We start from the raw sequence: 15,148 nt of genomic DNA, 5'->3' as shown, positions 1-15,148 counted from the left end.
TGGATAGTGAGGTCAGTTTGAAATTTCCTGGCTGAATGGCGCATCCCAACTGTGAATTGACAAAGCGACGTACCCTAGCTTTGCTATCGGGGCAACCTGGGAGGGAAAGCCATGGCTTACTCGTATCGTTGCAGCGACTATCCAGGAAACGAGGCCTGTCCAGCGATGTTCACGGCTGAGACCGAGGCGGAAGTGATGAAGCACGTCGAGCTTCACGGCGCGATCGCTCATGGGGAAGACCCGAAGCAATGGTCGCCGGAAGACCGTAAACAGGTCAAGAAGCTAATTGTAGCGACCTAAACTCGCTTCTTGTACGGGCCGCGCAGTACGCCCGTCACTATCTCAAATGCTGGCAAGCATTTAGGAAGTTCTGCCGATAGGCGACAACGTCTAGGCGCGGTCGGAAATTTCAAACGGACCCATCACCGCCCGTTGACGTGAGTGGCATCCGGCGGAATTGTGCCTCTCCTGCAATTGCCGACAGGCACGGTTGAAGCATGACCATTCGCGAGCGCCACCGACCGACGTCAACCGACACCCCACTCACCTTCGCGGTCGTGGTCTTCCCCGGCTTTCCGATGATGGCGTTCAGTTCGGTGATCGAGCCGTTGCGCGCGGCCAATGTGCTGGCCAAGCGGGACTGCTATCGCTGGATCATCGTCGGCGCCGCTCAAGGTCCGGTCGAGGCCTCGAACGGGGTCGTCATGCAGCCCGGCTTTTTCGCCGGTGATGCGCCGAAGGTCGATCGCATTGTCGTCTGCTCGGGCGGCAATGCCGATCATCTTGTCGCCGACGATGCCGTGAGCTGGATCCGCAGGAGCCTGCGCGGCGGCGCCCATATCGGCGCGGTGGCGGATGCCGCCTTCTTTCTGGCGCGGGCCGGCCTGCTCGACGGCCATGCCTGCACCCTGCACTGGACCAGCCAGGCGGCCTTCACCGAGGCGTTTCCGGACATCGAGCTCAGGCGCGATCTTTACGTCATCGACCGCAAGCGCTTCACCTCGGCCGGCGGCGTCGGCAGCCTCGACATGATGCTGGAGATCATCACATCGGACTATGGCGCCGACCTTGCGGCCGGCGTCGCCGAATGGTTCGTGCACAGTCCGCTGCGCTCCAGCGTCGACCGCAAGCTGATGCCGCTGCGCCTGCGCACCGGCGTCCAGAACGAACTGGTGCTGTCGGCGATCGCCATCATGGAGGATGCGGTGGAGGAACGGCTCGGCATGGCGGCGCTGGCGGCAAAGCTCGGCGTCTCCTCCGACAAGCTCGAACGGAACTTCCGCTCCGAACTCAGCATCTCGCCCAACGGTTATTACCGCCGCCTGCGGCTGAAGCGCGCCGCCGATCTCCTGGCGCATTCCACGCTGATGGTGCGCGACGTGGCACTCGCCTGCGGCTTCGCGTCTATGTCGAGTTTTGCTCGGGCTTTCAGGGAAGAGCACGGGCATGCGCCGAAGGTTATGAGGAGGCATTAGGTCCTTTCGGGACATTGGCGGGACAGCGCCCCCCTCTGGCCTGCCGGCCATCTCCCCCACTTGGGGGAGATTGGCTGTCACCGCTGATTTCGCCAATCGCCAACGTTACAGGAATGAGCGGAACGCCGAAGCCGCCAATCTCCCTCCTTGTGGGGGAGATGTCCGGCAGGACAGAGGGGGGCGCCGTAGAGCGCTACGAAAGACTTCAAGCGGCATCCCGCACAACATCTGCGGTATCCCGCACAGCCTCTGAACGACGCATGGCTCATCTTCCCCGCTTCAGGAGGCACCCCATGAGCATTGTCGTGTTCGACCCCGACAGCACTGAGGACGTCGACTTCAAAGACCGCATGCGCCATCCGGCGGCGGCCGATCCGGCCGGCGGCATGTGGCTGTCCGACACCGAGCCGTCCTTCATCGACGCGGACGCGCTCCGCAAGGGGCGGCTGGCGAAGCTGCGCGCCTGGATGCGCGAGGCCGGTTATGGCGCCGTCGTGCTGTTCGACCCCTATAACCAGCGCTACGCCACCGGCTCGCGCAACATGTTCGGCTATTTCCTGCGCAACTCGACCCGTTACTTCTTCATCCCGACCGAAGGGCCGATCGTGCTGTTCGAATATCCACAGAGCTACCATGTCTCGATGGTGCTCGACACGATCGACGAGGCGCGCCCGTCCAAGCTGGTGTGGTCTTCGGTGTCGGGGCGCGACGACGAAACCGCCGGTCCGTTCGCCGACGAGATCGCCGAACTGCTCAAGGCGCATGGCGGCGGCTCGATGAAGCTCGGCCTCGACCGCTGCGGCCATCTGCAGGCGCTGGCGCTGGAAAAGCGCGGCTGCGAGGTCCGGGACTGTCAGGGCGAGATTCTCGCCGTGCGGGCGGTCAAGACGCCCGAGGAAGTAAAATGCCTGCAGGTGTCGATGGCCGGCGCCGAGGCGGCCGTCTATGCGGTGCGCGAGGCGATCAAGCCCGGTGTGTCCGAAAACGACCTGTTCGCCATCATGTATCACGAGGTGATCCGCCAAGGCGGCGAGTTCATCGAAACCCGGCTCTTGACCTCGGGCCAACGCACCAACCCGTGGTTCAACGAGGCGAGCGGCCGCAAGATCAGGCCGGGCGAACTTTTGGCGCTGGATACCGATACGATCGGCTGCTACGGCTATTATTCGGACTTCTCGCGCACCTTCCGCTGCGGACCGGGCAAGCCGACGGATTATCAGAAATCGCTCTACCGCATGGCCCACGATCAGGTTCAGCACAACATCTCGATCGTCAGGCCGGGCATGGCGTTTCGCGAGATTGCCGAAAAGGCCTGGAAGATCCCGGACCGCTTCGTCGACCAGCGCTACACGTCTGTCATGCACGGCGTCGGCATGCATGGCGAGACGCCGTTCATCGCGCACGCCATGGACTACGAGACCTATGGCCGCGACGGTTTTGTCGTGCCCGGCATGGTGGTGAGCGTCGAGAGCTATATCGGCGAGAAAGGCGGACGCGAGGGTGTCAAGCTCGAGGACGAGATCCTGGTCACCGAGACCGGCACCGAGCTTGTGTCGCGCTTTCCCTATGAGGACGATTTTCTGGAGAAACAGGTTTGATCCCAGCATCCACCACTGGGCGCCGTGCGGTATCGCAAACCTTCGGGACTAGCCGCAGCGCTCATGCTTTCGTCATCCTAGGGCGGAGCAAGGAGCGCAGCGACGCGGCGCAGACCCTAGGATCCATGCCGTTACATCTAGGCTTCGAGACGGTGCAGAACTCTGTTCCGCTGCATTTTTCGCTAGAGGTAACGGCATGGATTCCAGGGTCTTCGCGACGCCGCTTCGCGGCTGCTACGCCCTGGAATGACGAAGTTCAGGTATCCGCATGAAGAGCCCGGTCTCGATCGAGCGCGGCACGGTGGCCGCGGTGTTCGTCGATCTCCAGGAGGAGCACCGGCAGGACAAGCGTTACCTGGTCGACGGTTTTGCCGACATCCTCGTCAATGTCCAGCGCCTGCAGGCAGCGGCGCGGGCCAACGATGTGCTGCTCTACCATTCTGCCTATATCGTCGATCTCACCAGGGAGGCGCGGCGGTTCCATCCGGTCGATGCCAATGGCAGGTCGGCTTTCTCCGACAAGGACGATCCGCTGACGGCGATCTGCCCGGAAGTGGCGCCGGTCGCCGGCGAGATGATGCTGGTCAAGACTGAGGCCAGCGCCTTCGGTGCCGGCCCTGCCGCAGGCCGGCTCAAGGCCGAAGGGATCGAGTGGCTCGTCGTTGCCGGCGTGTGGACCGAGGCCTGCATAGACGCCACCGTCAGGGATGCGGTGTCATCAGGCTTTCGGGTGCTGCTGGTCAAGGATGCCTGCGGCAGCGGCAGCACGGCGATGCACCAGACCGCCATCCTCAATCTTGCCAACCGGCTCTATGGCGGCGCCGTCACCACCACCGACGGCGCCTGCCGGCTGATGGCAGGCGAGACGGTCGATGCATGGCAGGTCGTGGGCTCGGTGCCTTTGCGCTTCACCTATGAAAACGCCGCCGGGCTATATGACGAACTCTGACGCTTCCAGGTCGGACCGGATGGCGATGATCGGTGATGCCGCAAAGCCCGAGACAGCAAAACCGGGATACGCGACGCTGCTCGACTCGGCACTGTGGACCTATATCGACCGCGTCAATGCATGGTATCCGCCCGAAATGGACCTGCCGGTCGACAAGCAGCGGGCGGTCTATGACGCAATGTGCCGGGCGTTCCACGCGGGCACTCCCGCAGGCGTTGAAGCCAGCGACGGCACAGTTGCCGCAGGCGATCATGCGATTCCGATCCGGCGCTATCAGCTGGCGGGCAAGGCACCGCAAGCGATGGTCGTCTACTATCACGGCGGCGGCTTCGTGCTTGGCGGACTCGACAGCCATGACGACATCTGCGCCGAGATTTGCGCCGGCACCGGCTTTGCCGTGCTGTCCGCCGACTACCGGCTGGCGCCCGAACATCTGCATCCGGCCGCCTTCGACGATGCGCTGGCGGTGTTCGAATGGGCGGCGGCGACAGCCGGGCTGCCGATCGTGCTGTGCGGCGACAGCGCCGGCGGCAATCTCGCCGCTGGGGTGGCGCATGCGACGCGCCGCCACCCTCGCCCCGCAATCGGCCAGGTGCTGATCTATCCCGAGCTGGGCGGTCCGGGGCCAGGCGGCAAAGAGAGCGGCGGCTCCTATGTCGAGCACGCCGCGGCGCCGCTGCTGACGCTCAGCGACATCGAATTCTATCGCCAGGTCCGCTCCGGCAAAGCACAGTCACCAGACGACCCGACCTTCTCGCCGCTGCGCGACAGCGACTTTTCTGGCCTGCCGCCGACGGTGGTCGTCACCGCGCAATGCGATCCGCTGTCATCGGACGGTGGAGCCTATCGCGAGCGCATCCTTGCCGCCGGCGGCCACGCCTGGTGGTACGAAGAGCAGCGCCTCGTGCATAGCTTTCTACGCGCCCGCAAAACCGTGCCGCGGGCCGCCGAAGCCTTCACCCGCATCGTCGCCGCCATCGCCACGCTCGGCAAGGGCGACTGGTTGTAGTGAACCGCGAATGTCCCCTCATCCGGCCCTTCGGGCCACCTTCTCCCCGAGGGGAGAAGAGATCGCCCACGCGGGTGCCAGCCTCTTCTCCCCGCCGGGGAGAAGGTGGCCCGAAGGGCCGGATGAGGGGGCCTTACAAGCAAGCCCCTCTCCACCTCTGCGGAACAGCGCACAACAACTGCGGAAACCTGAACATTTCCTCGCTCACGCCCGCACTATCATCGCCTATGGCCAGAGGCGCCCGGCCGACCGCATCCGCCCCCCGCGACGCAGTCGGCCGGGCGCCGACAGGGAGGATCGACGATGAAATTCATGCTGACCGACAGAGCGTTGCATCCGCAGGCTGAGCCCGTCGCCGACGGCTTCAAGAAAGGCAGCATGACCCGGCGCGAATATCTCGCTACCATGGCAGCACTCGGCGTCAGCGCCGCCGGCGCGCTGGCGCTTGGCGGCCTCGCGCCTTCGCCGGCCAGGGCGCAGGCGCCGAAGCGCGGCGGCGTCTTGCGCGTCGCCATGAACGTCAAGGGCTGGAAGGACCCGCGCACCTTCGACGGCGTCGAGATGTCCAACATTGCCCGCCAGTGCAACGAATATCTGGTGCGCTGGAACCGCGACTTCACCTTCGAGCCGTGGCTGCTCGAAAGCTGGGAGACCAGCGACGACGCGCGCGTGCTGACGCTGCATGTCCGCAAGGGCATCACCTGGTCGAATGGCGACACCTTCAACGCCGACGACGTCGTCCACAATCTGACACGCTGGTGCGACGCCGGCGTCCCCGGCAATTCGGTCGCCGAGCGCATGGGCGCGCTGGTCGACGCCGCCACCAAGAAACCCATCGACGGCGGCATCGAGCGTGTCGACGACTTTACCGTCCGGCTCAATCTGCCGAAGCCCGACATTTCGCTGATTGCCGGCATGACCGACTATCCGGCGCTGATCATGCATCGCAGCTACGACGGCGACGGCGATCCGCTGAAGGCGCTGGCGATCACGTCAGGACCTTGCGAACTGGTATCATGGGACGCCGAGGTCGGCGCTGAAGTCCGCCGCAAGGACAAGCCGTGGTGGAAAGGCGATTTCTGGCTCGACGGCATCCAATGGGTCGACTACGGCTCCGATCCCAATGCCATGTTCTCGGCTTTTGAATCGGGCGAGATCGACACCAACCACGAAACCGCCGCCGATACGGTTTCGCAGACCGACGCCATGGATCTGAGCAATTCGGAGCTTGCCACCGGCTCGACCATCATCGCGCGCTTCAATGTCGGCAATCCACCCTATGACGACATCAGGGTGCGGCGCGCCGCCCAGTTGGCCGTCGACAACGCCGCAATCCTGAAGATCGGCATGGACGACCGCGGCAAGCCGGCCGAGAACCACCATGTCGGCCCGATGCACCCCGAATACGCCGACATCGGCCCAGCCGTCCGCAATATCGATCAAGCCAGGGCGCTGCTTGCCGAGGCCGGCAAATCCGACCACGAATACGACCTCATCTCCGTCGACGTCGACTGGCAGAAGAACACCGGCGACGCTATCGCGGCGCAGATGCGCGACGCCGGACTGAAGGTCAAACGCACCGTGCTGCCGGCGGCGACGTTCTGGAACGACTGGAGCAAATATCCTTTCTCCTGCACCGAATGGCTCGGCCGGCCGCTCGGCGTCCAGGTGCTGGCTCTGGCCTACAGATCGGGTGCTGCCTGGAACGAGAGCGCTTATGCCAATCCCGAGTTCGACGCCTTGCTCGACACGGCGCTGGCCACACCCGATGCCAGTGCACGCAAGGAGATCATGGCCAAGATCGAACAGAATCTGCGCGATTCCGGCATCATCATCCAGCCCTATTGGCGCTCGGTTTACCGGACGTTCCGCAAGGGCGTGCATGGCTGCGAGCAGCACCAGTCGCTGGAGCAGCATTTCGATAAGGTTTGGCTTGAGGCGTGAGCTTGTCGCAGGCTCGATCGGTCGGCAGCATCCGCCTGCGTCCAGCGTTGTGATTGGCGAAAGCCTCTCACGACCTGGGTTCCTCGCCCACCGCGAAGCGGGGGAGAGGTGGCCGCGAAGCGGCCGGAGAGGGGGCTTTCGTAGAGCGCGGTTCCCCCTCTCCGTCTCGGCTTCGCCGAGCCACCTCTCCCCCACTTTCGTGGGGGCGAGGAACCCAAGCTGGAATGAAGCCGCTTTCCCGCCAACCTCGGAGCATTGACGATCGTCGCGCCACACGGGTCAGCGAGCCGTGCCAGGCCTCGACATCTCCTGTCCAAGCCGAACCGTTTCGCGCACCAGCAGGTCCAGATCCTCGCGCCGGGTGCGGTGGTTGTTGATCGCTACCCTGAGGCAATGCTGGCCGTGTACCGTCGTATCCGAAACGGCGGCGATGCCGTCTTCCTGCAGCCTCAGCATGATCTCGGTGTTAAGCGCCTTCTGCCGCTCTCCCGTCAGCCCGCCGCCACGGTAGCGAAAACAGACGATGTTGATGCTGGTCGGCGCTGTCAGCTCGAGGGTTGGCTCAGCCTCGATCAGCCCGGACAAATAGTGGCCCTGTGCGATGTTCTGGTCGATCAGGCGGCCGAACTTCTCGATGCCGTGCTGCTTCAGCGCCATCCACACTTTCAGCGCCCTGAAACCGCGCGACGTCTGCAGGCCAAAATCATGCAGCCACTGGCCGGAGGCGAGGCCGCGCGGCGTCGATTCCAAATATTCCGGCGTCACCGCGAACGTGCTGCGATGCGCCGAGGCATCTCGGATCAGCACGCAGCCGACCTCGAACGGGGCGTGCAGCCATTTGTGCGGATCGAGCGCGATCGAGTGGGCCTGCTCGATGCCGGCCACACGATGGGAATTTTCCGGCGCGATGGCGATCAGCGCGCCGATGCAGCCGTCGACATGGAACCACAGGTCCTCTTGCGCCGCCAGCCTTGCAAGCGCCTGCAGATCGTCGATGGCGCCGGTGTTGACGGTGCCGGCCGTGCCGATCACGCAGGCCGGCCGAAACCCCGCCTGGCGGTCGTCGGCGATCGCCGCCCGCAAGGCGTCGACGTCGATCCGCAATCCGGCATCGGTCGGGATGCGGCGCAGCGCCCGGTTGCCGAGGCCCAGCGCCTCCATCGCCTTGCGGTGGCAGGAGTGAAGCTGGTCCGAGCCATAGAAACGCAGCGGCTTGTCGATGGCGGCAACACCATGCTCGCGCACGTCGATGCCTGCCCTGGCGTTGCGGGCCACGGTCAGGCCGAGGATGTTGGCCATCGAGCCGCCGCTGACCAGCGTGCCGCTGGCCGATTGCGGAAAACCCATCATCTGCTTGCACCAGTCGACGACCTGGCTGTCCATCAGCGCAGCGGCGTGGTTGCCGCCGCCGAGATTGGAACCCTGGACCGCCGCCAGGAAATCGCCGAGCGCCCCGGTGAAATTGCTCGACCCCATATACCAGGACCAGAAGCGCGGATGGATGTTGCCCATCGGGTAGGCCATCACGTTGCGGGCGACCTCACCATAGACCTCGGCCAGCGGTTGAGGCGATTGCGGCAGCGGTGCGGCGAAAAATTCCCTCACCGCCGCCGGCATCTCCTGCCACACCGGGCGTTCCCTGATATCGCGCAGATAATCGACGGCGTCGTCGACGATCCGGTGCGATAGCGCCTGCACATCGGCCCAGTCGACGGGATCGAGCGTCTCTTCGGCAACCATGCCGGCAGTGCCGGCGGCTATGGCATCCATCCGCGTTGCTCCCGATGCGCAATCATTCGGCCGGGAACTGGCAGCCGGGCGTCGAGCGCGACAGCGCGATCTCCTCGGCGTCCATCTCGGCTTCGATGGCGTCGAACAGCGGCGTCGTCATGTAGCGTTCGCCGGTGTCGGGAAGCATGCACAGGATCACCGAGCCGGGTGCGGCTTTTTCGGCGATCTGGCGCGCCACCGCAAAACTGGCTCCGCCGGAAATGCCGGTGAAAATCCCTTCCTTTTGCGCCAGCGCCTTGGCCCATTTGATGCCCTCGGGCCCGGCAACAGGCACGACCTCGTCATAGAGGCTGGCGTCGACCGCCTCCTGCAGGACGTTGGGAATGAAATCCGGCGTCCAGCCCTGGATCGGGTGCGGCTCGAAGGCCGGATGGCTGGCGGCGGGTGCGCCGTCGGCGCCGCGCTCCTGCGCCTTGCCGCTGCCGATCAGCTGGGCATTGGCCGGCTCGGCCAGCACGATGCGGGTTTCGGGACGCTCGCGGCGCAGCACGCGCCCGACACCGACGACGGTGCCGCCGGTTCCATAGCCGGTGACGAAGCAGTCGAGCCGCGATCCGGTAAAATCGTTGATGATCTCGCGCGCCGTCGTCGCCTCGTGAATGGCGGCATTGGCCTTGGTCTCGAACTGGCGGGCCAGGAACCAGCCATTGGCCTCGGCGAGCTCGACCGCCTTGTTGTACATGCCAAAACCCTTCTGGGCACGCGGTGTCAGCACCACCTTGGCGCCCAGCATGCGCATCAGCTTGCGCCGCTCGATAGAGAAACTGTCGGCCATCGTCACCACCAGCGGATAGCCCTTCTGCGCGCAGACCATGGCCAGACCGATGCCGGTGTTGCCGCTGGTCGCCTCGACGACGGTCTGGCCCGGTTTCAGGGCGCCGCTGCGCTCACCCTCCTCGATGATGTTGAGCGCCAGCCGGTCCTTCACCGACGCCGCCGGATTGAAGAACTCGGCCTTCACATAGATCGTCACATGATCTGGGCCGAGATTGTTGATCCTGATCACCGGCGTATCGCCGACAGTGTCGACAATGCTGTCGAACAGACGGCCGCGACCGGCCGTGGTCCTGATTTTCCGTTGCTGCAACATGTCTGCTCTCCCCTTTTTGTTGTCGTCACGAGGTGTTCGTTGTCACGAGCCGGTTACAAACCGGCAGCTTGGGCGGCGAGGTTTCGAGACCTTGCCGCGATACGGTCCGTTGCCGTCAACGCGGCCCGGAAAGCTGGCAATGCCGGCAACCGGCGCGGAAAATTCGTTGCCGGATGCACTCGATCGCTTTCGATGGTAGAACAGAGGACAACTGGCCAGCGTGGGAGCAAGCGTGGAAACGCACGTGGAATCCGCTCGATCGAGCCTGGACGGCGCAGCGGCCGGGCTGTCCGTGCGGCTGCTCGGGCCGCTGACGGTCATCCGTGACGGCGCCACCGTGCAACTGCCGGCATCGCGCAAGCTGCGCGCGCTCTTCGCCTATCTGGCGCTGGCGCCGCATGCCGTCGGCCGCAGCCGTCTGTGCGAGCTTTTGTGGGATGTGCCGAACGATCCGAGGGGCGAGCTTCGCTGGTGCCTCAGCAAGCTCAGGGGCATTCTTGACGAAGCGGATCGCCACAGGATCGAAACATCAGGCGACACGGTCGCGCTCGATCTGAAGGGCGTTTGCGTCGACGCCTTCGATGTCGCCTCGGCCGCCGCCAGGGGCATCGAGACGCTCGATCTTGAGCGGCTGCAGGCGCTGTCCGGCCTATTTGTCGGCGACTTCCTCGACGGGCTGGAGATCGACCGCAGCCCGCATTTCAACAGCTGGCTTATCGCGCAACGCCGCCGCTTCAGCTCGTGGCACGCCGCCATTCTGGAACAGCTCGTCAGCAAGCTGCCGGCGGATGCCGACGAAATGTCGGCGCATCTGGAGAAATGGCTGGAACTCAATCCCTTCGACGAGCGCGCGCACGTGGCACTTCTGACCAGCCTGGCGCGGCGCGGCCAGATCGGCGCGTGCGAGGACCATCTCGCTTCGGCGGCACAGCTGTTTGCCTCGGAGGATCTGGATTTCGGACCCGTTCGTGAGGCATGGCGGTCGATCCGCAGCGAACGACCTGCCGCCACGCTTCGGGCGCAGCCGGCGCTGTTGCCCGCGGCCGCGCAAGCGTCAATTGTGCTTCCCCATTCCGATACTGCTACGGCGAAGGCGTCGCTCGCGGTAATGCCGTTTGTCGAGGAGGCAGCTGTCGGCTGCTCTCGCGGCGGTCCCTCTCCCCGCGGTGGATTGGCCGACGGCCTCACCCACGACATCATCACCCGTTTGGCCAAGCTCAGGGATTTCTTCGTCATCGCCCGCGGCTCGGTCTTTGCCTTGGCCGAAAAGAACATCGCGCCGGAAGATGCCGGCCGGCGGCTCAACGTCGACTACGTCGCCACCGGGACGGTGCGCAGCCAGGCTGGCCGTGTCGCTGTCAGCGTCGAACTTGTCGAGGTGCGCACGGCCAGGATCGTCTGGGCCGAGACCTTCGAACGCCGGCCCGACGACATCTTTGCCGTCCTCGACGACATCGGCGACAGCATCGTCTCGTCGATCTCCGCCGAGATCGAGATGGTCGAGCGCAACCGCGCCATGCTGAAGGCCCCAAGCTCGCTGAATGCCTGGGAGGCCTACCATCGCGGCCTCTGGCACATGTATCGCTTCACCCGCACGGAAAACCAGCAGGCCCGGCATTTCTTCGGCATGGCCCTGAAGCTCGATCCGACCTTCGCCCGCGCCTATGCCGGCCTGTCCTTCACCCATTGGCAGAACGCCTTTCAGCGCTGGGGCGACCGCGACCAGGAAAGCGCGCTCGCCTTCGAGGCGGCCGGCCAAAGCCTACTGGTCGACGATCACAATCCGGCCGCGCACTGGGCCATGGGCCGGGCGCTGTGGCTGCGCGGCGAGCGGGACGGCTCCCTCATCGAGCTGCAACGGGCCGTCGATCTCAGCCCGAATTTTGCGCTCGGCCACTACGCGCTTTCGTTTGTCCACTCGCAATCGGGGGATCCGAACGCGGCGATCGGTTCATCCGACCATTCGCGCCATCTGAGTCCGTTCGATCCGCTGCTGTTCGGCATGCTCGGCGCCAGGGCGATGGCGCATGTCCGCCTCGGCCAGTTCGACGAGGCCGCCGAATGGGCGCTGAAAGCCGCCGCCCGCCCCAACGCCCACGCCATCATCCTGGCGATCGCGGCGCACTGCCTTGCGCTGGCGGGGCGGCTTGACGAGGCCCGCAGTTTCGCGGCCGCCATCCGCAAGACGCTGCCAAACTACTGCGCCGACGATTTCATCGGCACCTTCCACTTCGAGCCGGACGCCGCAGCCCTGTTCCGGCAAGGCGCCAGGCGCATCGGGTTGGGGTGATCACGCGGCGAATCTCAGTGGCCATCGCAGACCTCCAGAATTAGCCGAAACACGCCTCCCTTCGTCATCCCAGGGTCTACGCCGCGTCGCTTCGCTCCTTGCTTGCCCTGGGATGACGAAGTGGAGGGGTGCTTCGGCCAAGCTCAAAGGTTTGCGATTCGCCACTGACGGGAATTATCGACGTTCGCTGCCGATCGCCGATCAGTCGAACAGGAAAACCGCGCTTGTCTCAGAGGCTTGCCTCAATGATATGCCGAGTATCGACTATATGCCGAGGATCGACTTGGCCTGGTTGAGCGCAGCCTCTGATCCTGCATGATCGCCGGCGGCGTGCAATTTCTCGCCCTGGGCGCGCAGTTCCTTGACTTTGGTCTTGTCCGCCTCGGCGATGGTTGCGGTCGGCAACGCCGCGTCGATCTCGGCCATGATGGTCGGGCATGAATTGGCAAAGACTGTCGCAGGAACGACCGCCAGGAAAACCGCAAGCGAAATTGATCGTAACATGGACGTTTCTCCCTTGCCGGAACTTCGGCGCCCGGCGCAGGAATGGTACAGCCAATGCCCGAACGTGCCAATCGCGATGATGGCGCTGGCTTGAGGCACGTTGCGGCCGGGCTTTTCTCGTGGTCTCTGAACCTTTCACCACGGCTGGTCGCCAACGTCGTCACGTCAAAATCGACGCCAGATTCGCGGCAATCGTCAGATCGCCGCAAAATCCTTCGACCAGAGCCGATCAGGTGGGCTGAACGGATTTGACATTGCCGTCCGTATCGACAAGGCAGCTTGTCTTTTTGCCGCTGGCATCGAGTTCGACCTGATAGGTTTTGGAATCGATCTTGCTCGATGAAACCGGAAGTATCTTGGTGCCATCGGCGCCGCTCGCCTTGGCGACCGCGTCGGCGCAAAGCAGCTGAAGGTCCGCCGGGGCCGTCTCGACCTGGGTCCTAGACATCTGGTCCTGAGGCGGCGGTGGCGGCGCGCTGACGCAAGCACTCAGGGCCCCCGCCAAGAATCCAATTGCTGTTGCCCGGATCGAAATTCTCACTGCAGGTTTTGCCGACATTGCTTGGTCCCTCTCCGAATGCCGCTTCTCACACCCGGCTTTACACACCCCGGGCTTCACACACCCCCGGCTTCACACACCCTTGTAAAGTGCCGCCCCCTGCATGAGAACGATGACCTTGGCTCCAACTTTGACGCGGGATGCGAGGTCGGTGATGTCGTCGTTCCTCATCCGGATACACCCTGATGACACGTCGAGCCCGATCGTCCACGGCTCCGGCGTGCCGTGTATCCGGTAGATCGTGTCCTGGTCGCGCTCATACAGATAGAGCGCCCTGGCGCCGAGCGGGTTGTCAGGCCCTCCCGGCATGCCGCCCGCATGTTTGACCGCATTCGGATCACGAGCGATCATTTCGGCCGGCGGCGTCCAGGTCGGCCATTCCGCCATGCGGCCGACGCGCACGATGCCGGCCCAGCCAAACCCTTCCCGGCCGACGCCGATACCGTAGCGCATGGCGCGCTGACCCGGCTGCACAAGATAGAGAAAATGCTGGTTGCCATCGATGATGATCGTGCCGGGCACTTCCGCGGTGCGGAACTTGACCATCTGCGGGCGAAACGCCTCTGGCAGTTGATTGTGCGCGGCATAGTATTTGCGCGCCTTGGTGCGGTCGTAGTCCACCCATTTGCGAGTTTTCGGATCGAAAACCTGGGTTCCAGCAGCCAGCGCCGCCACCGCGACAAGACCGAGCGCTATCGCGACAATTGCCGTCAGGGAGCGCCGCTGGAGAGCGGCGCGTCCCGTGATCGTCAGCTTTCCGGTCATGGATTTGCCCACCCGTGCACCCGAGCGCCCTGCGCGGCAACCCATTGTTTGGCGTACTCGTAAGGATCCTGACGCTCCACCTGGAGCGCATAACTCATCTTGGTGGCGTCCTCGGGCTTGAGGTCGACCTTTTCCAGGAACGCGACCACCTTCGGATATTTTTTGCGCAATGAGGTGGCATAAGCGATGTGGAAATGTGCGGTGTCCCATGACACCGGCGCGCTGGACTTCGAGACCCAGAGCGGGTCCTCGGAAGGGAGCACGATCTTCCACTTTGCCGGGTCAAAAGGCGGCTCGGCAAGCCGGACAATTTCGTGCAGTTCAAACACGTGATGCGGCGCATAGCAGGCAAACACCATCGGTTGAGCCGTGGCGACCGCGGCATCGACAGCCGCCATTCCGACATCCTCCGACGTCTCCAGCAATGTCATTGTTTTGGCATAGCCATAGCTGTTGGCGCGGACACGCTCGATAGCCGTCGAGGACCAGCCCTCGGCGCCAATCCACAGTTCTCCGCGTCCGTCCCGATCAGTGTCCAACGCAGCGGTCTTGCGCGGGTCGGTGAGGTCCGAAATGTCGCGAATGTCAAATTTGTCGGCCGTTTCGCGGGTAGCGCAAATGCCTTGCCATGCCGGCACGCCGATGGGACTGATGGCTACCGTGCCGGCGCCGTCGACATACTTCTTCACCAGATTGTCCAGGTTGGGCAGCCAGATTTCGGGATGAATGTCCACCTCGCCGGAATCGAGGCCGGCAAAGGCAATAAGCGTCCCCATCTCGCGCACATCGGCATCGAGCCCGAAATGTTGCTTCAGGCTGACCTTGAGGATGTTCGCCGTCGCCTGGCCCGACGGCCAGTTCGGCATTGCAATGACAAGATCAGCCGCGTGGACCGGGACCGCCAGCATCGTCAATGCCGCCAGCGACATTCTCCGCAGGCACCGCCGCAATCGGTTGTGCATTCTTTCCCCCTCGCTTCGGTGCTGAAAATGAACCGGGACGGGAACAATCTGTCACGGCAAGCACCGGGTTGTGACAGCAGCCCAATGGTCTGACGGCAACTGCTGAAGGTGCAGCAGTGCATTCGCCAAAGAGAGCGCCGTCACATGCCGCCCCTGCACGCTACTCGATGACATTCCGTATGGGAAGATGCTGACAACGCGGCCGCCGGGCG

General features: G+C 64.1%; 13 protein-coding genes. 7 read left to right on the top strand and 6 right to left on the bottom strand.

Going from position 1 to position 15,148, the window contains the following annotated elements:
- Nucleotides 1-111 precede the first annotated feature (111 nt).
- The 6 genes from JG739_RS03430 to JG739_RS03405 all read left to right on the top strand — a co-directional run bounded on the left by JG739_RS03430 (nucleotide 112) and on the right by JG739_RS03405 (nucleotide 6,975).
- Nucleotides 112-300, top strand: a complete 189-nt coding sequence (locus JG739_RS03430; RefSeq protein WP_202365249.1) for a DUF1059 domain-containing protein — start codon at nucleotides 112-114, stop codon at nucleotides 298-300.
- A 197-nt stretch (nucleotides 301-497) separates the two neighbouring features.
- Entirely contained in the window at nucleotides 498-1,475 is a 978-nt protein-coding gene (locus JG739_RS03425) for a GlxA family transcriptional regulator (protein ID WP_202365248.1), read from the top strand.
- Nucleotides 1,476-1,768: 293 nt separating this feature from the next.
- Nucleotides 1,769-3,073 (top strand): M24 family metallopeptidase, encoded by a 1,305-nt coding sequence (locus JG739_RS03420; RefSeq protein ID WP_202365247.1) that lies wholly within the window; start codon nucleotides 1,769-1,771, stop codon nucleotides 3,071-3,073.
- Between the two features lie 268 nt (nucleotides 3,074-3,341).
- Nucleotides 3,342-4,022: an isochorismatase family protein gene (locus JG739_RS03415; protein WP_202365246.1), complete on the top strand. Its 681-nt coding sequence runs from the start codon at nucleotides 3,342-3,344 to the stop codon at nucleotides 4,020-4,022.
- 19 nt (nucleotides 4,023-4,041) lie between these two features.
- Nucleotides 4,042-5,031, top strand: a complete 990-nt coding sequence (locus tag JG739_RS03410; protein WP_244749678.1) for an alpha/beta hydrolase — start codon at nucleotides 4,042-4,044, stop codon at nucleotides 5,029-5,031.
- A gap of 303 nt (nucleotides 5,032-5,334) precedes the next feature.
- On the top strand, nucleotides 5,335-6,975 hold the full coding sequence (locus tag JG739_RS03405; RefSeq protein WP_202365245.1) for an ABC transporter substrate-binding protein: 1,641 nt from the start codon (nucleotides 5,335-5,337) through the stop codon (nucleotides 6,973-6,975).
- 279 nt (nucleotides 6,976-7,254) lie between these two features.
- Here the strand turns inward: JG739_RS03405 and JG739_RS03400 are convergent, their stop codons facing one another.
- Both JG739_RS03400 and JG739_RS03395 read right to left on the bottom strand, forming a co-directional pair.
- A complete protein-coding gene (locus JG739_RS03400) occupies nucleotides 7,255-8,745 on the bottom strand; it encodes a pyridoxal phosphate-dependent decarboxylase family protein (RefSeq protein ID WP_202365244.1) in 1,491 nt (496 codons plus the stop codon).
- A gap of 22 nt (nucleotides 8,746-8,767) precedes the next feature.
- On the bottom strand, nucleotides 8,768-9,856 hold the full coding sequence (locus JG739_RS03395; RefSeq protein WP_202365243.1) for a PLP-dependent cysteine synthase family protein: 1,089 nt from the start codon (nucleotides 9,854-9,856) through the stop codon (nucleotides 8,768-8,770).
- A gap of 232 nt (nucleotides 9,857-10,088) precedes the next feature.
- Here JG739_RS03395 and JG739_RS03390 point away from each other — a divergent pair, with 232 nt between their 5' ends.
- Complete coding sequence (locus tag JG739_RS03390; protein ID WP_244749677.1) at nucleotides 10,089-12,146, top strand: BTAD domain-containing putative transcriptional regulator; 2,058 nt, start codon at nucleotides 10,089-10,091, stop codon at nucleotides 12,144-12,146.
- Nucleotides 12,147-12,410: 264 nt separating this feature from the next.
- On the opposite strand, the gene JG739_RS03385 is transcribed toward JG739_RS03390, so the two are convergent.
- The 4 genes from JG739_RS03385 to JG739_RS03370 form a co-directional block, all read right to left on the bottom strand.
- Nucleotides 12,411-12,650: a hypothetical protein gene (locus JG739_RS03385; protein WP_202365242.1), complete on the bottom strand. Its 240-nt coding sequence runs from the start codon at nucleotides 12,648-12,650 to the stop codon at nucleotides 12,411-12,413.
- Between the two features lie 229 nt (nucleotides 12,651-12,879).
- Nucleotides 12,880-13,098: a hypothetical protein gene (locus tag JG739_RS03380; RefSeq protein WP_342216433.1), complete on the bottom strand. Its 219-nt coding sequence runs from the start codon at nucleotides 13,096-13,098 to the stop codon at nucleotides 12,880-12,882.
- A 183-nt stretch (nucleotides 13,099-13,281) separates the two neighbouring features.
- Complete coding sequence (locus JG739_RS03375) at nucleotides 13,282-13,974, bottom strand: L,D-transpeptidase (RefSeq protein WP_202365240.1); 693 nt, start codon at nucleotides 13,972-13,974, stop codon at nucleotides 13,282-13,284.
- Nucleotides 13,971-14,903: an ABC transporter substrate-binding protein gene (locus JG739_RS03370; protein WP_244749676.1), complete on the bottom strand. Its 933-nt coding sequence runs from the start codon at nucleotides 14,901-14,903 to the stop codon at nucleotides 13,971-13,973. The genes JG739_RS03375 and JG739_RS03370 overlap by 4 nt, the downstream gene beginning before the upstream one ends.
- Between the last annotated feature and the right edge of the window lie 245 nt (nucleotides 14,904-15,148).

It is taken from the genome of Mesorhizobium sp. L-2-11 (assembly GCF_016756595.1).
GTDB lineage: Bacteria > Pseudomonadota > Alphaproteobacteria > Rhizobiales > Rhizobiaceae > Mesorhizobium.
Note: the sequence above shows the minus strand (reverse complement) of the source record. Positions and strands in the feature narration are given on the sequence as shown.